Genomic DNA, 16,613 nt, shown 5'->3' on the forward strand with positions numbered 1-16,613 from the left:
GAGTTCCCTAAGAATGTCCTGAAATTATTTGTCGAATTCTTTGCGCCGTCACCATTCAGTGACGAACTGGACGGGAAAAAGGCGCATCCCCGCACAATGGTCGAAAATCGCGGCGAAAGGCAAACCCGATCGCCTCACCTTACGCCCGGCATAGGCGCGACATGTAACCGGTTTATGTTGGAGGGTGTTGCGACGCTGCCAATTCCTGTTGCAGCAAATTCCTATCGGCAAAGACGGGTGCGCCATCCCGGCCCCTTGCCGCGAATCACCCGCTCGGCTAGTCCCAGCCCATGGGAAAAAGGCTTTTGCCGCCTGAAAATGGCGGCGGTGACCACGTCGAACCGATCGATCTGAAGAAGGCGCTGGAAGAGCGCTACCTCGCCTATGCGCTGTCGACCATCATGCACCGTGCGCTGCCGGACGTGCGCGACGGGCTGAAGCCGGTCCATCGCCGCATCATGCATGCCATGCGGCTGCTCAGGCTCAACCCCGACCAGGGCTTTGCCAAATGCGCCCGCATCGTCGGCGAGGTGATGGGCAAGTTCCATCCCCATGGCGACCAGTCGATCTACGATGCGCTGGTGCGCCTGGCGCAGGATTTTTCCATGCGCTACCCGCTGGTCGACGGGCAAGGCAATTTCGGCAATATCGATGGCGATAACGCCGCCGCCATGCGTTACACCGAAGCGCGCATGACTGATGTGGCGACCGAGCTGCTGTCCGGCATCACCGAGGACGCGGTCGACTACCGGCCAACCTACAATGAGGAGGACGAGGAGCCGGTCGTGCTACCCGGTGCCTTCCCGAACCTGCTTGCCAACGGCTCATCCGGCATTGCGGTCGGCATGGCGACCTCAATCCCACCGCACAATGCCGCCGAACTTTGCGATGCAGCCTTGCATCTGATCGAACATCCGGATGCGCCGGTGACGAAGCTGATGGACTTCGTCCAGGGGCCGGACTTTCCGACCGGCGGCATCATCGTCGACAGCCGAGCCTCGATCCTCGAAGCCTACGAAACCGGTCGCGGCGGCTTTCGCGTCAGGGCCAAATGGGGCCAGGAAGACCAGGGCAGGGGCACCTGGAGCATCGTCGTCACCGAAATCCCCTATGGCGTCCAGAAGGCCCGGCTGATCGAGAAGATCGCCGAGCTGTTGATGGCGCGCAAATTGCCGCTCCTGGAAGACATCCGCGACGAAAGTGCCGAGGACATCCGCGTCGTGCTGGTGCCGAAGAGCCGTTCGGTCGATCCCGGCATCCTGATGGAGTCGCTGTTCAAGCTGACCGAGCTGGAAAGCCGCTTCCCGCTCAACATGAACGTGCTGTCGCGCGGCAAGGTGCCCAACGTGCTGTCGCTGAAGGGCGTGCTCAAGGAATGGCTGGAGCACCGGCGCGAGGTGCTGATCCGCCGCTCGAAGCATCGCCTCGGCGAGATTGAGAGGCGGCTGGAGATTCTCGCCGGCTATCTGATCGCCTATCTCAACATCGACGAGGTGATCAGGATCATCCGCGAGGAGGACGAGCCCAAGCAAGTGATGATGGCGCGCTGGTCGCTCACCGACAACCAGGCCGAAGCCATCCTCAACATGCGGCTGCGCGCTCTTCGCAAGCTGGAAGAAATCGAGATCCGCAAGGAATTCGATGGGCTGACGACCGAGAAGAAGCAGATCGAGGCGCTGCTTGCGTCGGACGCCAAGCAGTGGGCGACGATCAAATGGGAAGTCACCAGCATCCGCGACAAGTTCGGACCGGAGACCGAGCTCGGCAAGCGCCGGACCCAGTTCGCCGATGCACCCGAACATGACCTGACCGACATTGCGCACGCCATGATCGAACGCGAGCCGGTCACCGTGGTTGTCTCGGAGAAGGGCTGGCTGCGGGCGATGAAGGGTCATCTGATCGATCATTCGACGCTGACCTTCAAGGAGGGCGACAGCCTCAAGCTCGCCTTCCATGCCCAGACCACCGACAAGGTGCTGGTCTTCACCACCGGCGGCAAGTTCTACACGATCGGCGCCGACCGACTGCCAGGCGGCCGCGGCCATGGCGAGCCGATCCGCATCATCGTCGACATGGACAACGACCAGGACATCGTCACCGCCTTCGTCCATGATCCCAAGCGCAAGCTATTGCTGGTGTCGCACGGCGCCAATGGCTTCATCGTGCCGGAGGAGGAGGTCGTGGCCAACACCCGCAAGGGCAAGCAGGTGATGAACGTCAAGGCGCCCGACGAGGCCAAGCGCTGCGTGACGGTCGCCGGCGACCATCTCGCCATCGTCGGCGAGAACCGCAAGATGCTGGTCTTCCCGCTTGCCGAAATCCCCGAGATGGGACGCGGCAAGGGTGTGCGCCTGCAAAAATACAAGGATGGCGGCGTTCTCGACCTGAAGACCTTCACGCTCGAAAGCGGCCTTTCCTGGCAGGATTCGGCCGACCGCACCTTCACCAAGTCGCGTGAGGAACTGGCGGAATGGATCGGCGCCCGTGCCTCGGCCGGACGCATGGTCCCGAAGGGTTTTCCAAGGACGGGCAAGTTCGGGTAACTCTAAATCTCCCTCCTCGAGGGAGATGTCGCCGAAGGCGAGGGGGTCGGTACGTCCTGACGCGACTCCCTTTTTTGTGGACAGAGGATGCCGGCGCTTCACGCGCGGCGACCCCTCTGGCCTGCCGGCCATCTTCCCCTCAAGGGGGGAGATACTCCCAACCATTTGGACTATCGTCACGATTGCTGCACTATATCAGTGCATAAGCAGGAAGGGTGTTTGGGAGAGTAGGGCATTTGAAGGAAGCTAAGATCCAGAAGCCGGAACGCCATCAGCGCCTGTTCGGCCTGTCGACGCCGCTCAGGGCCGCCGTCATTCCGCCGCTGTCTGCCGCGCGCTGGCTGTTGGTGCTGATCGTCGCCGCCGGCGTCTATTTCTTCCATGGCTTCCTGTTCCCGGTTCTGGCCGCGCTCGTCATCGCCTTCGCCAGCTGGCCGCTCTATCGGCGGCTGCTTGCCGGTGTCGGCGGCAACCGCACCATCGCCGCGACATTGGCGATCCTGTTCATCCTGACCTTCCTGGTGGTGCCGATCGCGCTCGCCGGCACCTATGCCATCAACGAGGTCCGCGAATGGGTGGGCTGGGCGATCGAGACCAACCGGCATGGCGCGCCGACGCCGCATTGGATTGCCACGCTGCCCGTGGTGGGCGAGTGGCTGAACGAGCAATGGACGCGGAATTTCGGCCATCCCGGCGGCATCGGCGAGCTGATCCAGCTGATCAGCGGCGCCAATATCGGCAGCATCTATCGCGGCGTGCTGGCCGCCGGCGGCAGCGCCTTCGGCCTTCTGCTGACGCTGCTGTTCATGATGATCGCGCTGTTCTTCGCCTATCGCGACGGCGAGCATTTCGCCGGGCAGGTCGACCGTCTCGGCGAACGCATCCTGCCGACAAGATGGGAGCGGATCTCACGCGTCGTGCCGGCGACGATCTCGTCCACGGTGACCGGCATGACCGTGATCGCCATCGGCGAGGGGCTGGTGCTGGGTGTCGCCTACTGGCTGGCCGGCGTACCGTCGCCGGTGACGCTCGGTGCGCTCACCGGCATCATGGCGCTGATCCCGGGCGGCGCACCGCTATCCTTCACGCTTGTCTCGATCTACCTCGCCGCCAGCGGCTCGCCGATGGCTGGGCTGGCGCTCTTCATCTGGGGCGCGGTCGAGCTCTTCATCGTCGACAAGACATTGCGCCCGAAACTGGTTGGCGGCCCGATAAAGCTGCCCTTCCTGCCGACCTTTTTCGGCCTGATCGGCGGCGTCAAGACAATGGGCTTTCTCGGCCTGTTCATCGGCCCGGTGCTGATGGCGTTGCTGGTCGCGATCTGGCGCGAATGGCTGCGCGAGGTGGAACTGGCCGACGAGTCCGTCTCGGAAGCGCCCGCTGGACCGGAAAGCGTCCCGCCGCAGATAGAGATCGTCGCCGACGCGAAAAAGATTCAGGCCGGGTGAGAGACGGCAAGCGTTGCGCGGCGCTTGCGACCCTCATGCAATTGCCACGCTGAATGCGCAACCAGCGCGACGATGAGGATCGCGCCGCCGATGAGGCTGTCGCGCGTCGGCGTTTCGGCAAAGATCATCCACACCCAGACCGGCGCCAGCACGGTTTCCAGCAGGTAGAACATCGCCACTTCCGGTCCGGAAATGTATTTCGGCCCGTTGGCGAGGCAGAAGAACGAGATCGGCATGATGACTGCGCCGTTGAAGATGATCCACCATGGCGCACTCACCTGGATGCCGCCTTCACCCGAAACCATGAACACCGCGACCGCCAGGGGCAGGACGACGCTGATCAGCGAGGTGAAGCCCATATCCTTGCCGCTGGCGCGCGAGATGGTGATGGCCAGTGCTATCAGGAAGGCCGAGCACAGCGCCATGAAATCGCCGAACAGGTGCCCGGTCCCGATGGAGCCGCCGACGATGATCAGCACGCCGAGGATCATGACCAGCATCGTCAGCACCGTGGCCAGGTGGGGCCGCTCCTTAAGGAACAACCACGACAGCAGGCCCGTGAACACGGTGCTGAAGGCCAGGATAAAGACCAGATTGGCGGTCGAGGTGTGATAAACGGCGGTGACGAAGGTCAGCGAGGTCAGCCCGTAGCATATGGCCACCGCAAGCCCGGACCAGCCAGGGATGAGTTGCGGCGCATTCCTGCTCAGCGAGCGCCAGATGGCCCAGATGATGAGTGCCGCGACAAGGGTGGAGCCGGTGCGCAGCAACAGGATCGTCCACGCCTCGCCATGAGCCAGCCGGATCAGTGGGATGTCCGCGGTCAGCGCCAGTCCGCCGATAGCCGTGATGAGAAGGCCTTTCTGGTGATCGGTGTGGCCCTTCCGGGTATTAGATGACATGTCGGTCTCGCAATGTATGGGGAAGGCAGGCCGCAAGATCGACCCGGCGCCTGTCTTCCAGCCACTCGGCTGCAAGACCAGCATCCCCCTCCTTGAAACAGTCTCGCGCGTGACCCCGAAAATCGACCTGATTTTCGGAAAGGATCATGCGCAAAATCAAAGTCTTACAGCGTCCTTTGCGCGTCCCAAAGGACGCGCGGCGCTGTAAGGATGAATGGCAGAAGAAAAAAAGGTCAGCGCGAAACCGCTTCGTGGTCGTAGCGTTCCCAGCCCTTCGGGCCGAGATGCTCCTGCGGCATGAAGCGCATCTTATAATTCATCTTGCGCGAGCCGTTGACCCAGTAGCCGAGATAGACATGGGGCAGGCCCATCGCCCTGGCGCGGGCGATGTGGTCGAGGATCATGAAGGTGCCGAGCGAGCGGTCTTCAAAATCGGGATTGAAGTAGGAATAGACCATCGACAGGCCGTCGGCCATCTTGTCGGTGAGCGCCACCGCGATCAGCTCGCCCTGGCCCTTGCCGGTGATGAAAGTGTCGGGACCACGGCGCCGATACTCGATGACCTTGGTGTCGACATGGGTGTCCTCGACCATCATGGCGTAGTCGAGCACCGTCATGTCGGACATGCCGCCGCGGCGGTGGCGGGCGTCGAGATAGCTTCGGAACAGCGAATATTGCTCGGTCGACGGCTGCGCGTCGTGCATGGCGCCGACAAGGTCTGAATTGTGTTGGATCACCCGCTTCATGTTGCGGCTGGCGGTAAATTCCTGGGCCAGGATGCGCACCGACACGCAGGCGCGACAGGTCTCGCAGGCCGGCCTGTAGGCGATGTTCTGCGAACGCCGGAACCCGCCTTGCGTCAACAGGTCGTTCATCTCCGGCGCCTTGTCGCCGACCAGATGCGTGAACACCTTGCGCTCGAACTGGCCCTCAAGGTAGGGGCACGGCGACGGCGCGGTCAGGAAGAACTGCGGCGACTGGGTTGGATGCTGCGTCATCGAGCCTTGGGGATACTCCTGCGAATCGCTCTACCTTTGGCGCGGACGGCGAAAAATTCAACAGGATTATGCAGGCGTGGTTGACCGGACGCCTTCACATTTGCGGATAAGGTGCTGCTTTGACTCTTCGGAAGCGGTTTCAACGGCCGCTGCGGCTGACTACCGTGCCGAGCATCAGGTCGTGCAGCGTGCGCTTGCGGTCGGAAAACAGCGTCACCAGGAGGATCAGCGGCGTCAGGATGACATTGCCGGCCCAAAACAGCACCGAATGGACGACAGCGGTCAGCCCGTCGATGCGGGTGCCGTCGAGGCGATCGAGCCTGATACCCATCATCTTCATGCCGGTGGTGGCCTGGTCGGCACTGCCCAGCGTGCTCCAGATGTAGAGGATGGCGACGACCGGCACGAGAACGGAAAACAGCATCCAGCCGAGGCCGAGTGTCAACAGCCCGAGGAAGAACACCAGGATCGCGAACGGAATGGTGAGCAACGCCACGATGCAATAGTCGACGATGAAGGCAAGGATGCGCCGCGTACGCACGCCCTCATAGGCCCTCACGTCGTCGAGCCTGGTGGTGATGATTTCGCCGTCAAGTACGCGCGCGTTCATGTCATATCCTCGTAATCGGACCCGCAATAGGGTGCGGACTCAATGCTGATGAAATGGTGAAGGCCCGCGGCGGAATCAAGGTCGAACCTTTCACCGGCCTGCCATGACGAAGTCGTGCCGAGCTTAGGCTGAATCGGTTGAATTCGCGGCGCGGATAGCGTTAGCTTGCTGCGGTGCAACAAGACGCCGGGGACAGGGGCAATATGGACTACGACATGCTGGTCATCGGCAGCGGCCCTTCCGGCCGCCGCGCCGCGGTGCAATCGGCCAAACTTGGCAAATCGGTGCTGGTGGTCGACAGAGGCCGGCGCCTCGGCGGTGTTTCCGTGCACACCGGCACCATCCCCTCGAAGACATTGCGCGAGACGGTGCTCAACCTCTCCGGCTGGCGCGAGCGCGGTTTCTACGGTCGCGGCTACCGGGTCAAGCAGGACATTTCGGTCGGCGATCTGATCCAGCGCCTGCACAAGACCCTCGATCACGAGGTCGAGGTTCTGCAGCACCAGTTCATGCGCAACACGGTCAAGAGCGCGCGCGCCACGGTCAAGTTTATCGGCCCCAACAAGGTCAGCCTGACGGCGGAAAATGGCGACTACAGCGAGGTCGGTTTTGCCAACGCGTTGATCGCGGTCGGCACCCGCCCGCACCGGCCGCGCGACGTGCCCTTCGACAAGACCCGTATCTTCGACAGCGATGAGATGCTGGAACTAGACCGCCTGCCGCGCACGCTGACGGTGATCGGCGCCGGCGTCATCGGTGTCGAGTATGCGACGATCTTTTCGGCGCTCGACGTGCCGGTGACGTTGATCGAACCGCGCAACACCATCCTCGATTTCGTCGACCGCGAAATCGTCGACGATTTTATCCATCAGATGCGCGACCGTGGCATGACGATCCGGCTGGGCAGCGCGGTCAAGGAGATCGCCTCGAAGGCAGACCACGCCGAGGTGACGCTTGCCGACGGGCGCACGATCCGTTCCGAGATGGTGCTTTATGCGGCGGGGCGCAGCGGCAATGTCGGCGCGCTTGGCCTGGACGTGGTCGGTATCGAGGCCGATTCCAGGGGCCGCATCAAGGTCGATCCGCAGACCTTCCAGACCAGCGCGCCCACCATCTATGCCGCCGGCGACGTCATCGGCTTTCCGAGCCTTGCCTCCACATCGATGGAGCAGGGCAGGGTGGCTGCCTGCCACGCCTTCGGCGTGCCGCTGCCGCCAGCGCCGGAAACCTTTCCCTACGGCATCTACGCGGTGCCCGAGATTTCCACGGTCGGCCAGTCGGAAGAGCAGGTGCGCGAGAACGGCGGCGCCTATGAGGTCGGGGTAGCGCGCTTCCGCGAGACCTCGCGCGGCCACATCATGGGCGTCGACACCGGTTTCCTGAAGCTTCTCTTCTCGGTCGAGACGCGCCGGTTACTCGGCGCCCACATCGTCGGCGAGGGCGCCACCGAACTCATCCATATCGGCCAGGCGGTGATCAATCTCGGCGGCACCGTCGACTTCTTCGTCAACAACACCTTCAACTATCCGACGCTGGCCGAAGCCTACAAGATAGCCGGGCTGGATGCCTGGAACAGGATGGGGCGGGGGTAGGACGACAGGATCATCAAGTCGCCTGTGCGACGATGACTGCCGGGCCGGCCAGCCATTGCCTGACGATGGCCGCGTCGCGATCGCCGAATTCATGGCCTGAGGGGACAATTCGCGCGTCGACCTCGGCGCCGTGCTGGCTGAGCAGGCTGACCAGCGCCGGCGCAAAGGGCGCGTAGGTCAGGTCGGCGGCGCCGGCGATGATCAGCACGCGCGCTCTGGACAACTCCGCGGGCGGCACGTCGTCGAGCACCGGCATCGGGCGCAGCAGTGCAGCCCGTTCGATGAGATGCGGATGCATGAGCATCACGCTCGAAACCAGATTGGCGCCATTCGAATAGCCGAGAAATGTCATTCGGGAAAAATCGAGGCGATGCCGCTTCACCGCCTTATTGATGAAATCCGCGAAGGCGTTGGCCTCCGCGCGGACGCTCTCCTGTTCGAAGCGTGTCGGCGTGATGCGTGTGAACCACCGGAAACCGTCCTCCTGGGCGACGCGGCCACGGACCGCCACCAACACGGCGCGCGGTGCGATCTGTCGCCCCAGCGCCACCAGCGTGGTCTCGTCGACACCCGATCCGTGCAGCAGGAAAAGGCATTCACCACTTGGCTTTACCGGCATGTAGAAGCGGTAGGAAAACGCCAAATCGCACCGCAAAAAGCCATCTTCCGGAGTTTTTTCCGCCATAGTTGCATCCTTTTGATTTCATGCGATTTTTCTTAATTTGCCGGCTTCAAAACGGAATATTTTCCGCCTCCTATAAAGTTGATCGAACCGGGCGCATTTCAATCCGTTTTTCGCTGATATTGATCCCGCCGGGAGGAATCGAAGCAGTGCGCCGGTATGGGCGCATTGCCGGCATGAACAAACAGCTTTGAGGCCTTTTATCGATGACCATGCCAGTTTCTCCGGATCGCGATATGCGTATCCCAGATCGCGGCGGCACGCGCACAACGGGGCGCGATACGCGCATAGATGTGCTGCGGGCTCTCGCTCTGCTGACCATATATGTCGACCATGTGCCGGGCACCGCTTACGAGTATCTGACCTACAAGAATTTTGGGTTCTCGGATGCGGCGGAGGCCTTCGTGCTGATCTCCGGCATGTCGGTCGCTCTTGCCTATGGTGCAAAATTCCAGCCCGGCAGCCGGCTGCTTGCGACGCTTAAACTATGGCGCCGTGCCGGTGTGCTTTATGCCGCCCACATCGTCACGACGACGGTGGTGATGGCCATCTTCTGCGCTGCGGCGGTGTATGCGAAGCGGCCGGACATTCTGGCGATGATCAACATCGAGCCGCTGATGAGGAACACGCCGGAGGTGTTGGTCGGCATTGTCACGCTCGGTCATCAGCTCGGCTACAACAACATCCTGCCGGTCTATGCCGTACTGCTTCTGATGACACCGGTCTTCCTGCTGGTCATCGGCAGCAGACCTTTGGTGGCGCTCGCTTTATCCGGAACGCTGTGGCTGGTTGCCGGAATTTATCAGATTGCTCCGCCGAACTATCCGGAGCCCGGCTTCTGGTTCCTCAATCCGCTGTCGTGGCAGTTTCTTTTCAACATTGGCTTGGCGGCCATGCTGCATGTCAGGCGCGGCGGCACCATTCCGGTCAATCGCTGGCTGGTCGGTGTGGCGGCGACCTATGTCGCCGGGGCGCTGGTCTGGGTGCACAGCCCGCTCTGGGGGCACGTATCGTGGCTGGATTTGCCGGTGGTGCTGACCGGCTTCGACAAGACGTTCCTGTCCTTGCCGAGGCTGCTGCACATCCTGGCCGTGAGCTACCTGGTGGTGGCCATTCCGTCTGTCTCGAACCTGTTCCGCACGAGCCGTGACCACCCGCTCGCCATATTGGGCAAGCGGTCGCTGCCGGTTTTCATCGCCGGCACGGTGATCGCCATGGCGGCGCAGGTGATGAAGCTGATCAATCCGGGTGGATTTGCCTATGACAGTCTGCTTATCGCAGCTGGCATCGCCATGCAGTTCGCGCTCGCCTACTATCTCGAATGGCTGTCGGGCATCGGTTGGAACAGCAAGAGCAAGCCGGTTCGCAGCGAAACATCGCCGGTGCGCACATCGTTTGGCGTGGGGTCAATGGTGACAAGCGCCAACTGACAAATGTGCTGGACTCAAACCCTTGTCGGCGGCGGCCCCGATGAGGCCCTGACGACAAGTTCGACGTCGAGCGTTTCGCGCCGCACCGTGCCGTCGAAATCGAGGATCCGTCGCGCCGCCCTGCGGCCGATCTCGGCAATCGGCTGGGCAACCGTGGTGAGCGCAGGCTCGCAAAGCGCGCCGTCGGGCACGCCGTCGAAGCCCACGATCGAGACGTCGCGGGGCACAGCGATGCCCCGTGCCGCCAGCCATTCGATCGCGATCATGGCAATCCGGTCCGACATCGCCAGAATGGCCGTTGGCGGCTCTGGCAAGGCGAAGATCGTTTCCAGGCCAGCCCACGTGCTGGGCTCGTCGTTTTCGGTCTCGTAGACAGGCACCCCAGCGGTGTCGACACCGAAGCGGGAGAGTTCCTCGAAATAGCCGGCAAGCCGGTCGCGCGTACCGGCATAGAGCGCCGCCCGGACCTGCTCGGCCGAAACAAGGCCGGTGCGGCCGTCCACGAAAGCCAGTGACAGCACGGCAAAGCGGCGATGCCCAAGCTCGCAGAGATGGCGCGCCGCGAGGCGGGCGCCGGCAACATTGTCGACGCCGATCGCCGAGACCGTGTCGTCCTGCGAGCCGAGTTCGAGCGCGACGAAGGGCAGCTTGCGTTCGCGCGTTAATTCGACCAGGCGCGGGCCTCCCTCGATGCAGAACAGGATGAAGCCGTCGACCAGGGCACTCTGGATGTTCCAGGCGAGTTTCTCCTCATTGCCGGCCGAAACGAGAGCGATGCCGGCACCCGTGGCATCGCACGCCTCGGAGATGCCGGACATCATGACGCGGGCAAAGGGATCGTCGAAGAAATAGGAGAGGGGCTCGGTCGTGGCGACGCCGATCGCGTTGACCTTGCCGGCGCGCAGCAGGCGGCCTTTGGGGTCCGGGCCGGCATAGCCCATCGCCTCGGCCGCCGCCTTGACCCGCTCGCGCACTTCCTCGCGCACGATCTCGGGACGGCTGAAGACATTGGAGGCTGTACCGTGCGAAACACCGGCCGCTTTGGCGATATCGGCCAGCCTGACGGGTCTTGTGTTGCCTGCGGTGAGTGACGCCATTTTGCTGCCTCCGAATTTTCATCTAGCACTTTTGTTGGATCGATTCAAATTTTTGCTTGACTTCGGTCAGTCGTGAGCTATTCTTGAATCGATCCAAGCGAGCATTTCCAATGCTGTCGCTGAACCGAGAGGAGGGTGCGATGCATCCCGTCAATTACCTGTTTGAGGATATCTACCGCAATGACTGGAACATCAGATCGGACGCGGTGACCCAGAAACGCCGCGGCAGATTCAGCCCGTGGGTTCGCGATCTGCGCTTCCTAGTGGAGCGAAAGCTGGGCTGATCGGCAGGGTATTTTCATGCCTGCGGATTGGATCGATTCAATCTCCAGAATAACCCGAGAGGAGACCACGCCATGCATCCCGTCAGCTATCTGTTCGAGGACATCTACCGCAACTATTGGGGCATCTCACCGGCCTCCCGCCGGCCGGAGCGGCTGCGCCTGACCAAGGTGGGCGCGCGCAACCGCGAACTGCCTGTCCGGCCGGAACGCAGAAAAGATTAGCTCCCCTTTTGGGGAAGCCTTCGCCTCAGGGGCGCGGGCGCATCAGTGCCGAGGCGGCGATCACCAGCCAGCCTCCGATGAGCAAGGTGCCGCCGATGGGCGCCGACATCGGAAAAAGCCGCGAGCCGACGAAATCGCGAGCCAGGAGATCGCCTGAAAACAAGACAAGCCCGACGAGAAGGACGAAGCTTCCGGTCCGCAGGATCCGGCTTGCGCCAAGCAGTCCGACGGCTAGAAAAACCGGCGCGTGCATGATGAGGAAGGATGCGGCCGTGCCGACGAAGGCGCCACCCAGATGCGCCGCAGCAGCCGACAACGCCACGCCAGCCGCCCCACTCAGGCCGCCAGCCAAAACAAGGATGCGGTCGCTGCCGTTCGCTGGTTGCTCGGCCGTGTTCATTTTGAAGTACCTCCCTGAATGCCAGACGACTGATCTGGTCTTGCGAAACGGGTATCAGCTTGACGTTCAGCCGATGAAGTAGCGATAGCCGAGCCACGCAACCAGTGCGACCGATGCGCCCCAGATACCGGCGATCACCACGGCGGCGGTTCTGCTCACCGGACGCTCTGCTGCAAGCGCGGCGGCTCGGTGCTCTGCCATGACCTCCGGCGGGATCAATTTCACCACAGCCACAATACCCAGTGGCACGATTATCGCGTCATCGAGATATCCCAGCACCGGTATGAAGTCGGGAATCAGGTCTATGGGCGACAGTGCGTAGCCGGCAACCAATAGCGCCAGCGCCTTAGCGTACCAAGGCGTGCGAGGATCGCTGGCTGCGAGGTAAACAGCATGCGCGTCTCGTTTGATCCTGCGTGCCCAGTCTTTCAGTCCATTTTTCATCGGACAGGTCTATCCGCAAAAGGATGGCTACCGACAGTTTAAACCGGAACTGCGGAATCGTGTCAGGATTTGCCGGCTTCCGCCAGCATGTCGCGCGCGCGGCGCGACTGGACCAGCCAGTTATACGCAGCTCCACCCGCCATCAGCACGGATGTGCCGAGAAACACGGCACGCATGCCGAAATGGCCGCCGACGAAGCCGCCGAGCAGCGGCCCCGCGACCTGCCCGACATATTGCGCCGAGATGGACAGACCCAGCACATTGCCCCCCACGCCGTCCGGAACATTGTGGCGGATGACGCTGGTGATGCAGGGCAGCAGGCCACCAAGCGCCAAGCCCATCAGGAAGCGCAGGCCGATGAGCTGCCAACCCTGGGTGACGAAGGCCTGCGGGATCAAGAGCAGCGCCGAGACGGCAAGGGCTGCGACAATGACATTCCAGTGGCCGATGCGGTCGGCGAGCTTGCCAAGCCGCGAAGCCGACAGGATGGCGCCGAGTGCCGCCGCCGACATGACGACGCCGGAGATCAGCGTGACCCGGCTTTGATCCTCGATGAGCTGCTGGACATAGACCGTGATGATCGGCTCGATCGACATGGTGGCGAAACTCAGGAGCATGCCGGTCGTTAGCATGGCGACAACAGGGCGCTTGTCGGGGATTTGCGCCCAGCCGCCTTTCGGCTTCTCGGCAGATGCTGCCTTGCCGGCTGCCGGGCGCGGATTCTCCTTGATGAGGAAGGTCGTCGCCAGGAAGGCCAGGAAGATAACGCCGCCGGCGAGCAGGAACGTGGCGCGGATGCCGATCACCGGCGGCAGCGCGCCGCCGAGCAGGGGGCCGACGAGCGCACCTGCGGTGATGCCGGCCGACAGCACGCCGAGCGCCCAGCCTGAACGGTCCTTCGGCGTCTGCATGGCGACGAGAATGATCGAGCCGGAGGAATAGCCGCCGGCGAAACCGATCAGCAGGCGCAGCAGCACCAGTTGCCACACACTCTGCACCATGCCGGTCAGCGACATGCAGATGGCCATGCCGAAACTCGCCCGCACCAGCATCAGCTTGCGGCCATAACGGTCGCCCAGCCGTCCCCAGAGCGGCGCTACCAGCGCGGCGGCAAAGAAGGTGGCGCCATAGGCGATGCCGGACCACTGCACGATGGCTGCGTGGCCTTCGGCGCCAAGCTGTTCGACGTAGAGCGGCAGGAAGGGCAACAGCAGGGTCATTGCGATGAGCGTGCTGAACGAACCGGCAAAGCACACGGCGAGATTGCGCCGCCAGTGGACGTTGTAGCTGCCGTGTTCGGTGTTGCCCTGCGCCATGTCTGCTTGCGCCATGTCTGTCCTGCCGGTATCGGGCTTGTTGCGGATACCAATTTGGGATACCAAGTTGGTATCCGTCATGGACTTCAACCCGGCCGCTGTCAATGCGGCCTACGAATGGGACCACGATGTCGCAGATGCACAATGTCGAGAGCCAGCTTCGCGAGATGATCCTCGGCCTCGAGATCGGTCCGGGCGAGCGTTTGACCGAGCGCTGGATCGAAAGCCGGTTCGGCGCCTCGCGCACGCCGGTCAGGGCAGCGCTGCTGCGGCTCGAGACCGAAGGCCTGATCTGCCGCGACGGGCGCGGCTGGACGGTCTCGCCCATCAACCTCGCCGAGCTCGAGCAGATCGCGGTCTATCGCGAGGCGGTCGAGGTGGCCGCGCTCAGGCTGACATGCGCGCAGGGCGACAAAAGCTCCGTCGAGGTCGTCGAAGCGATGCTCGATTCCTGCGGCTCCGGCACCCCGCGCGAGGAATGGCACCGCGTCGGCATGGATTTCCACATCGACCTGGCGCGCCTGTCCGGCAACGAGTTCCTGTTCAGGGCTGTCCGCGATGCGATGACACGGCTGTCGCGCGCCCGTTGGCTGGAGGTTCGCGACGAGGCGGCGCTCAGCCGTGCCTGGGCCGAGCACCATGCCATTCTGGCGGCGGTGCGGACTGGCAATGCCGATGAGGCGGCGCGCCAACTATCGGCGCACATCGTCGGCAGCCGCGACCGGCTGGTGACGTCGCTGCGCAATGACCGGCGCGGCCTGCGCGCCAGGGGATTTGCCGTCGTTGCCGCTTGAACTCACCAGGCATAGGGCAGGGGGCGTCGCGCAAAAGCCGGTGCGCGAACGTGAAGCGCACTTTCGCCCTCGCTTCGCGAGCGGCGATGGCGTAAGAGCGGCGATGGAAAACAACCGATTTGAAACACCCGTGACCGTCAAGTCGGCCGCGGACGGGACCAACCAGCTCTTGCGCACGGCTCGGGAGGCTTCCGATTACCTCCTGAACAGCTGGCCCGGCAAGCGCAGTCCCAAGCATCGCGAAGCGCTACAGGCCTGCCACGATGCACTGGCCGGCGACAAGCCGGCGATGAACGCAAGGCGCGCCTTCATCGCCGCGGCTCGCGAAGTCAACGTGTTCGTCAGCGACAAGGCCCCGGCCTGAAGCAGGCGAAACCCTGCGCGGAACCGGCCCGCCTCGCAGGCCGAATGATCTCTACTTTGCCGCTTCTGCTTCGGTTTCGGACCTTGTGTCGTCCTCCGGCTTCGAACGCTCCCTGGCTGCGACCTTGGCCGCCAGCTTCTCCGCCTTTTTGGCGGCCTTCTGCCGGTCGCGCTCCTTGCGTTCCTGATCGTAGTTCGGTGCTCGCGCCATATCGCTTCCTTTCACTGTGCTTGACCCTGCCTAGGAGCATTGGACTGCAAATACAACACCGCAAGCGGCGATCGGCTGCATGGCAGGCGGCAAGTCCGGTTCGGGCTTGCAAGATGTTTGGCACGATGACGTAGGAAGGCCGGGGTACAGACGCCGACAGCCGCCAAACCAGTTTGAACCAAGTGACCGATGGTCACGCTTCAAAGAAATGCACAGAAGCTGTTCTACCATGCGCGCGATGTCATGTGCGATATTGCCCCGCAGGCACTGTTTCGCCGCCGGCTTACCGGGACTGCTCGACCAGGCCAGACTTTCGGACCGCCCATGCTAAACTCCGAGCGTGGCAATTGATGTTGATCTCGGCATTCATCAGGCGTACGGGACTCATCAGGCGTACGGGGCCGCAGGATTCATTATGCCTCAAGAACAGAGAATGAATATTGCACTGCTGAATTACCCTAACACCAACAACATCGGAGACAATATACAGACGCTCGCTGTCGCGCAGCATATCGATCAGGAATACAGCCTGGTCGACCGTGACTTCTTGCATCGATATGATGGCGAGCCGTGCGTCGTCGTCATGAACGGCTGGTTCACGCATGAGCCGCAGAACTGGCCACCTGCGCCAGCGATCACGCCGATCTTCTTCGGCTTTCATCTGACCCTGAAGGCAGCGTCCGTGTTCGAAAAGCATAAGGCATACTTCAAGCGCTTTGCGCCGATCGGATGCCGTGATCAAGCGACGGCCGAAATTATCAAGTCATGGGGTGTCGATGCCTATGTGAGCGGCTGCGCGACGATGACATTCCCGGCCCGAACGAAGGAACCTGCCGAGCCGAAGGTGGTTCTGGTGGATCAGAAACGGGGTCACTTCGCACGGTCGGATCGCAAGCGGGCTAGCCAGATCGGGCACATTTTGCCGTTTCCGATGGCGAGCGAAGTCAAATTTGAGGCGGCAAGGAACCTGCTCGACTTCTACCGACTCAATGCGGGCATCGTCGTCACTAGCCGCATTCACAGCGCTATGCCTTGCGCAGCGATGGGCATCCCGGTCGTTTTCACCGGTCGTCGCGACGGCCGGACTGCGATCATCGACCTGATCGGTATCCCGTCAGTTCGAACAAAGTGGTTTCGGCGCACGCGCATCGAGAGCTTACCCGCACGCAAACCGGCATTCGATGATGTGAAAAAGCGCATCGCCAGTGACCTTCACGCACGTTTGGAAGCCCATGGTGTGAAGGTGAAATTTCCGACGTCGCTTTAGGGCCTATGTT

General features: G+C 62.5%; 18 protein-coding genes. 9 read left to right on the forward strand and 9 right to left on the reverse strand.

All coding sequences use genetic code 11. The features are described from left to right. Window positions 1-290 precede the first annotated feature (290 nt). Both parC and C9427_RS00725 read left to right on the forward strand, forming a co-directional pair. Window positions 291-2,543: a DNA topoisomerase IV subunit A gene (gene parC, locus C9427_RS00720; RefSeq protein ID WP_107647330.1), complete on the forward strand. Its 2,253-nt coding sequence runs from the start codon at window positions 291-293 to the stop codon at window positions 2,541-2,543. A gap of 236 nt (window positions 2,544-2,779) precedes the next feature. Further along, a complete protein-coding gene (locus C9427_RS00725) occupies window positions 2,780-3,991 on the forward strand; it encodes an AI-2E family transporter (protein ID WP_107647331.1) in 1,212 nt (403 codons plus the stop codon). Here the strand turns inward: C9427_RS00725 and C9427_RS00730 are convergent. The 3 genes from C9427_RS00730 to C9427_RS00740 form a co-directional block, all read right to left on the reverse strand. Next, window positions 3,979-4,893, reverse strand: coding sequence for a DMT family transporter (locus C9427_RS00730; protein ID WP_107647548.1), 915 nt, complete (start codon window positions 4,891-4,893; stop codon window positions 3,979-3,981). The two genes, C9427_RS00725 and C9427_RS00730, sit on opposite strands and share 13 nt — an antisense overlap. 233 nt (window positions 4,894-5,126) lie before the next feature. Next, window positions 5,127-5,891, reverse strand: a complete 765-nt coding sequence (locus tag C9427_RS00735) for an arginyltransferase (RefSeq protein WP_107647332.1) — start codon at window positions 5,889-5,891, stop codon at window positions 5,127-5,129. 139 nt (window positions 5,892-6,030) lie between these two features. Then, a complete protein-coding gene (locus C9427_RS00740; protein ID WP_107647333.1) occupies window positions 6,031-6,501 on the reverse strand; it encodes an RDD family protein in 471 nt (156 codons plus the stop codon). Window positions 6,502-6,704: 203 nt separating this feature from the next. Between C9427_RS00740 and sthA the strand changes: the two genes are divergently transcribed. Continuing rightward, entirely contained in the window at window positions 6,705-8,093 is a 1,389-nt protein-coding gene (gene sthA / locus C9427_RS00745; protein ID WP_107647334.1) for a Si-specific NAD(P)(+) transhydrogenase, read from the forward strand. Window positions 8,094-8,106: 13 nt separating this feature from the next. Here sthA and C9427_RS00750 read toward each other — a convergent pair whose 3' ends face one another. Continuing rightward, window positions 8,107-8,778, reverse strand: a complete 672-nt coding sequence (locus C9427_RS00750) for an alpha/beta hydrolase (RefSeq protein WP_107647335.1) — start codon at window positions 8,776-8,778, stop codon at window positions 8,107-8,109. 203 nt (window positions 8,779-8,981) lie between these two features. Between C9427_RS00750 and C9427_RS00755 the strand changes: the two genes are divergently transcribed. Continuing rightward, the gene (locus C9427_RS00755; RefSeq protein ID WP_107647336.1) at window positions 8,982-10,205 is read left to right on the forward strand and encodes an OpgC family protein; all 1,224 of its coding nucleotides are present in this window, start codon (window positions 8,982-8,984) and stop codon (window positions 10,203-10,205) included. 14 nt (window positions 10,206-10,219) lie between these two features. On the opposite strand, the gene C9427_RS00760 is transcribed toward C9427_RS00755, so the two are convergent. Next, on the reverse strand, window positions 10,220-11,302 hold the full coding sequence (locus C9427_RS00760; RefSeq protein ID WP_107647337.1) for a LacI family DNA-binding transcriptional regulator: 1,083 nt from the start codon (window positions 11,300-11,302) through the stop codon (window positions 10,220-10,222). 110 nt (window positions 11,303-11,412) lie between these two features. On the opposite strand from C9427_RS00760, the gene C9427_RS00765 reads away from it, so the two are divergent. After that, window positions 11,413-11,586, forward strand: coding sequence for a hypothetical protein (locus C9427_RS00765; protein WP_167434200.1), 174 nt, complete (start codon window positions 11,413-11,415; stop codon window positions 11,584-11,586). Window positions 11,587-11,658: 72 nt separating this feature from the next. After that, window positions 11,659-11,808 (forward strand): hypothetical protein, encoded by a 150-nt coding sequence (locus tag C9427_RS33995; protein ID WP_167434203.1) that lies wholly within the window; start codon window positions 11,659-11,661, stop codon window positions 11,806-11,808. A gap of 25 nt (window positions 11,809-11,833) precedes the next feature. On the opposite strand, the gene C9427_RS00770 is transcribed toward C9427_RS33995, so the two are convergent. The 3 genes from C9427_RS00770 to C9427_RS00780 form a co-directional block, all read right to left on the reverse strand. Next, a complete protein-coding gene (locus tag C9427_RS00770; protein WP_107647338.1) occupies window positions 11,834-12,208 on the reverse strand; it encodes a DUF423 domain-containing protein in 375 nt (124 codons plus the stop codon). Between the two features lie 66 nt (window positions 12,209-12,274). Beyond that, window positions 12,275-12,652: a YkvA family protein gene (locus tag C9427_RS00775; RefSeq protein ID WP_107647339.1), complete on the reverse strand. Its 378-nt coding sequence runs from the start codon at window positions 12,650-12,652 to the stop codon at window positions 12,275-12,277. 62 nt (window positions 12,653-12,714) lie between these two features. Continuing rightward, on the reverse strand, window positions 12,715-13,968 hold the full coding sequence (locus C9427_RS00780) for a multidrug efflux MFS transporter (RefSeq protein ID WP_107647550.1): 1,254 nt from the start codon (window positions 13,966-13,968) through the stop codon (window positions 12,715-12,717). A 128-nt stretch (window positions 13,969-14,096) separates the two neighbouring features. On the opposite strand from C9427_RS00780, the gene C9427_RS00785 reads away from it, so the two are divergent. After that, a complete protein-coding gene (locus tag C9427_RS00785; RefSeq protein ID WP_107647340.1) occupies window positions 14,097-14,762 on the forward strand; it encodes a GntR family transcriptional regulator in 666 nt (221 codons plus the stop codon). Window positions 14,763-14,865: 103 nt separating this feature from the next. Continuing rightward, window positions 14,866-15,126, forward strand: a complete 261-nt coding sequence (locus C9427_RS00790; protein ID WP_107647341.1) for a DUF982 domain-containing protein — start codon at window positions 14,866-14,868, stop codon at window positions 15,124-15,126. 51 nt (window positions 15,127-15,177) lie between these two features. Here C9427_RS00790 and C9427_RS00795 read toward each other — a convergent pair whose 3' ends face one another. Next, window positions 15,178-15,336 carry a hypothetical protein gene (locus C9427_RS00795; RefSeq protein ID WP_107647551.1) on the reverse strand — a complete coding sequence of 53 codons (159 nt, stop codon included), beginning with the start codon at window positions 15,334-15,336 and terminating at the stop codon, window positions 15,178-15,180. A gap of 433 nt (window positions 15,337-15,769) precedes the next feature. Between C9427_RS00795 and C9427_RS00805 the strand changes: the two genes are divergently transcribed. Next, window positions 15,770-16,603: a polysaccharide pyruvyl transferase family protein gene (locus C9427_RS00805; RefSeq protein WP_107647342.1), complete on the forward strand. Its 834-nt coding sequence runs from the start codon at window positions 15,770-15,772 to the stop codon at window positions 16,601-16,603. Window positions 16,604-16,613: the final 10 nt, after the last annotated feature.

The sequence above is a fragment of the Mesorhizobium helmanticense genome, assembly GCF_003034915.1.
Lineage (GTDB): Bacteria > Pseudomonadota > Alphaproteobacteria > Rhizobiales > Rhizobiaceae > Mesorhizobium > Mesorhizobium helmanticense.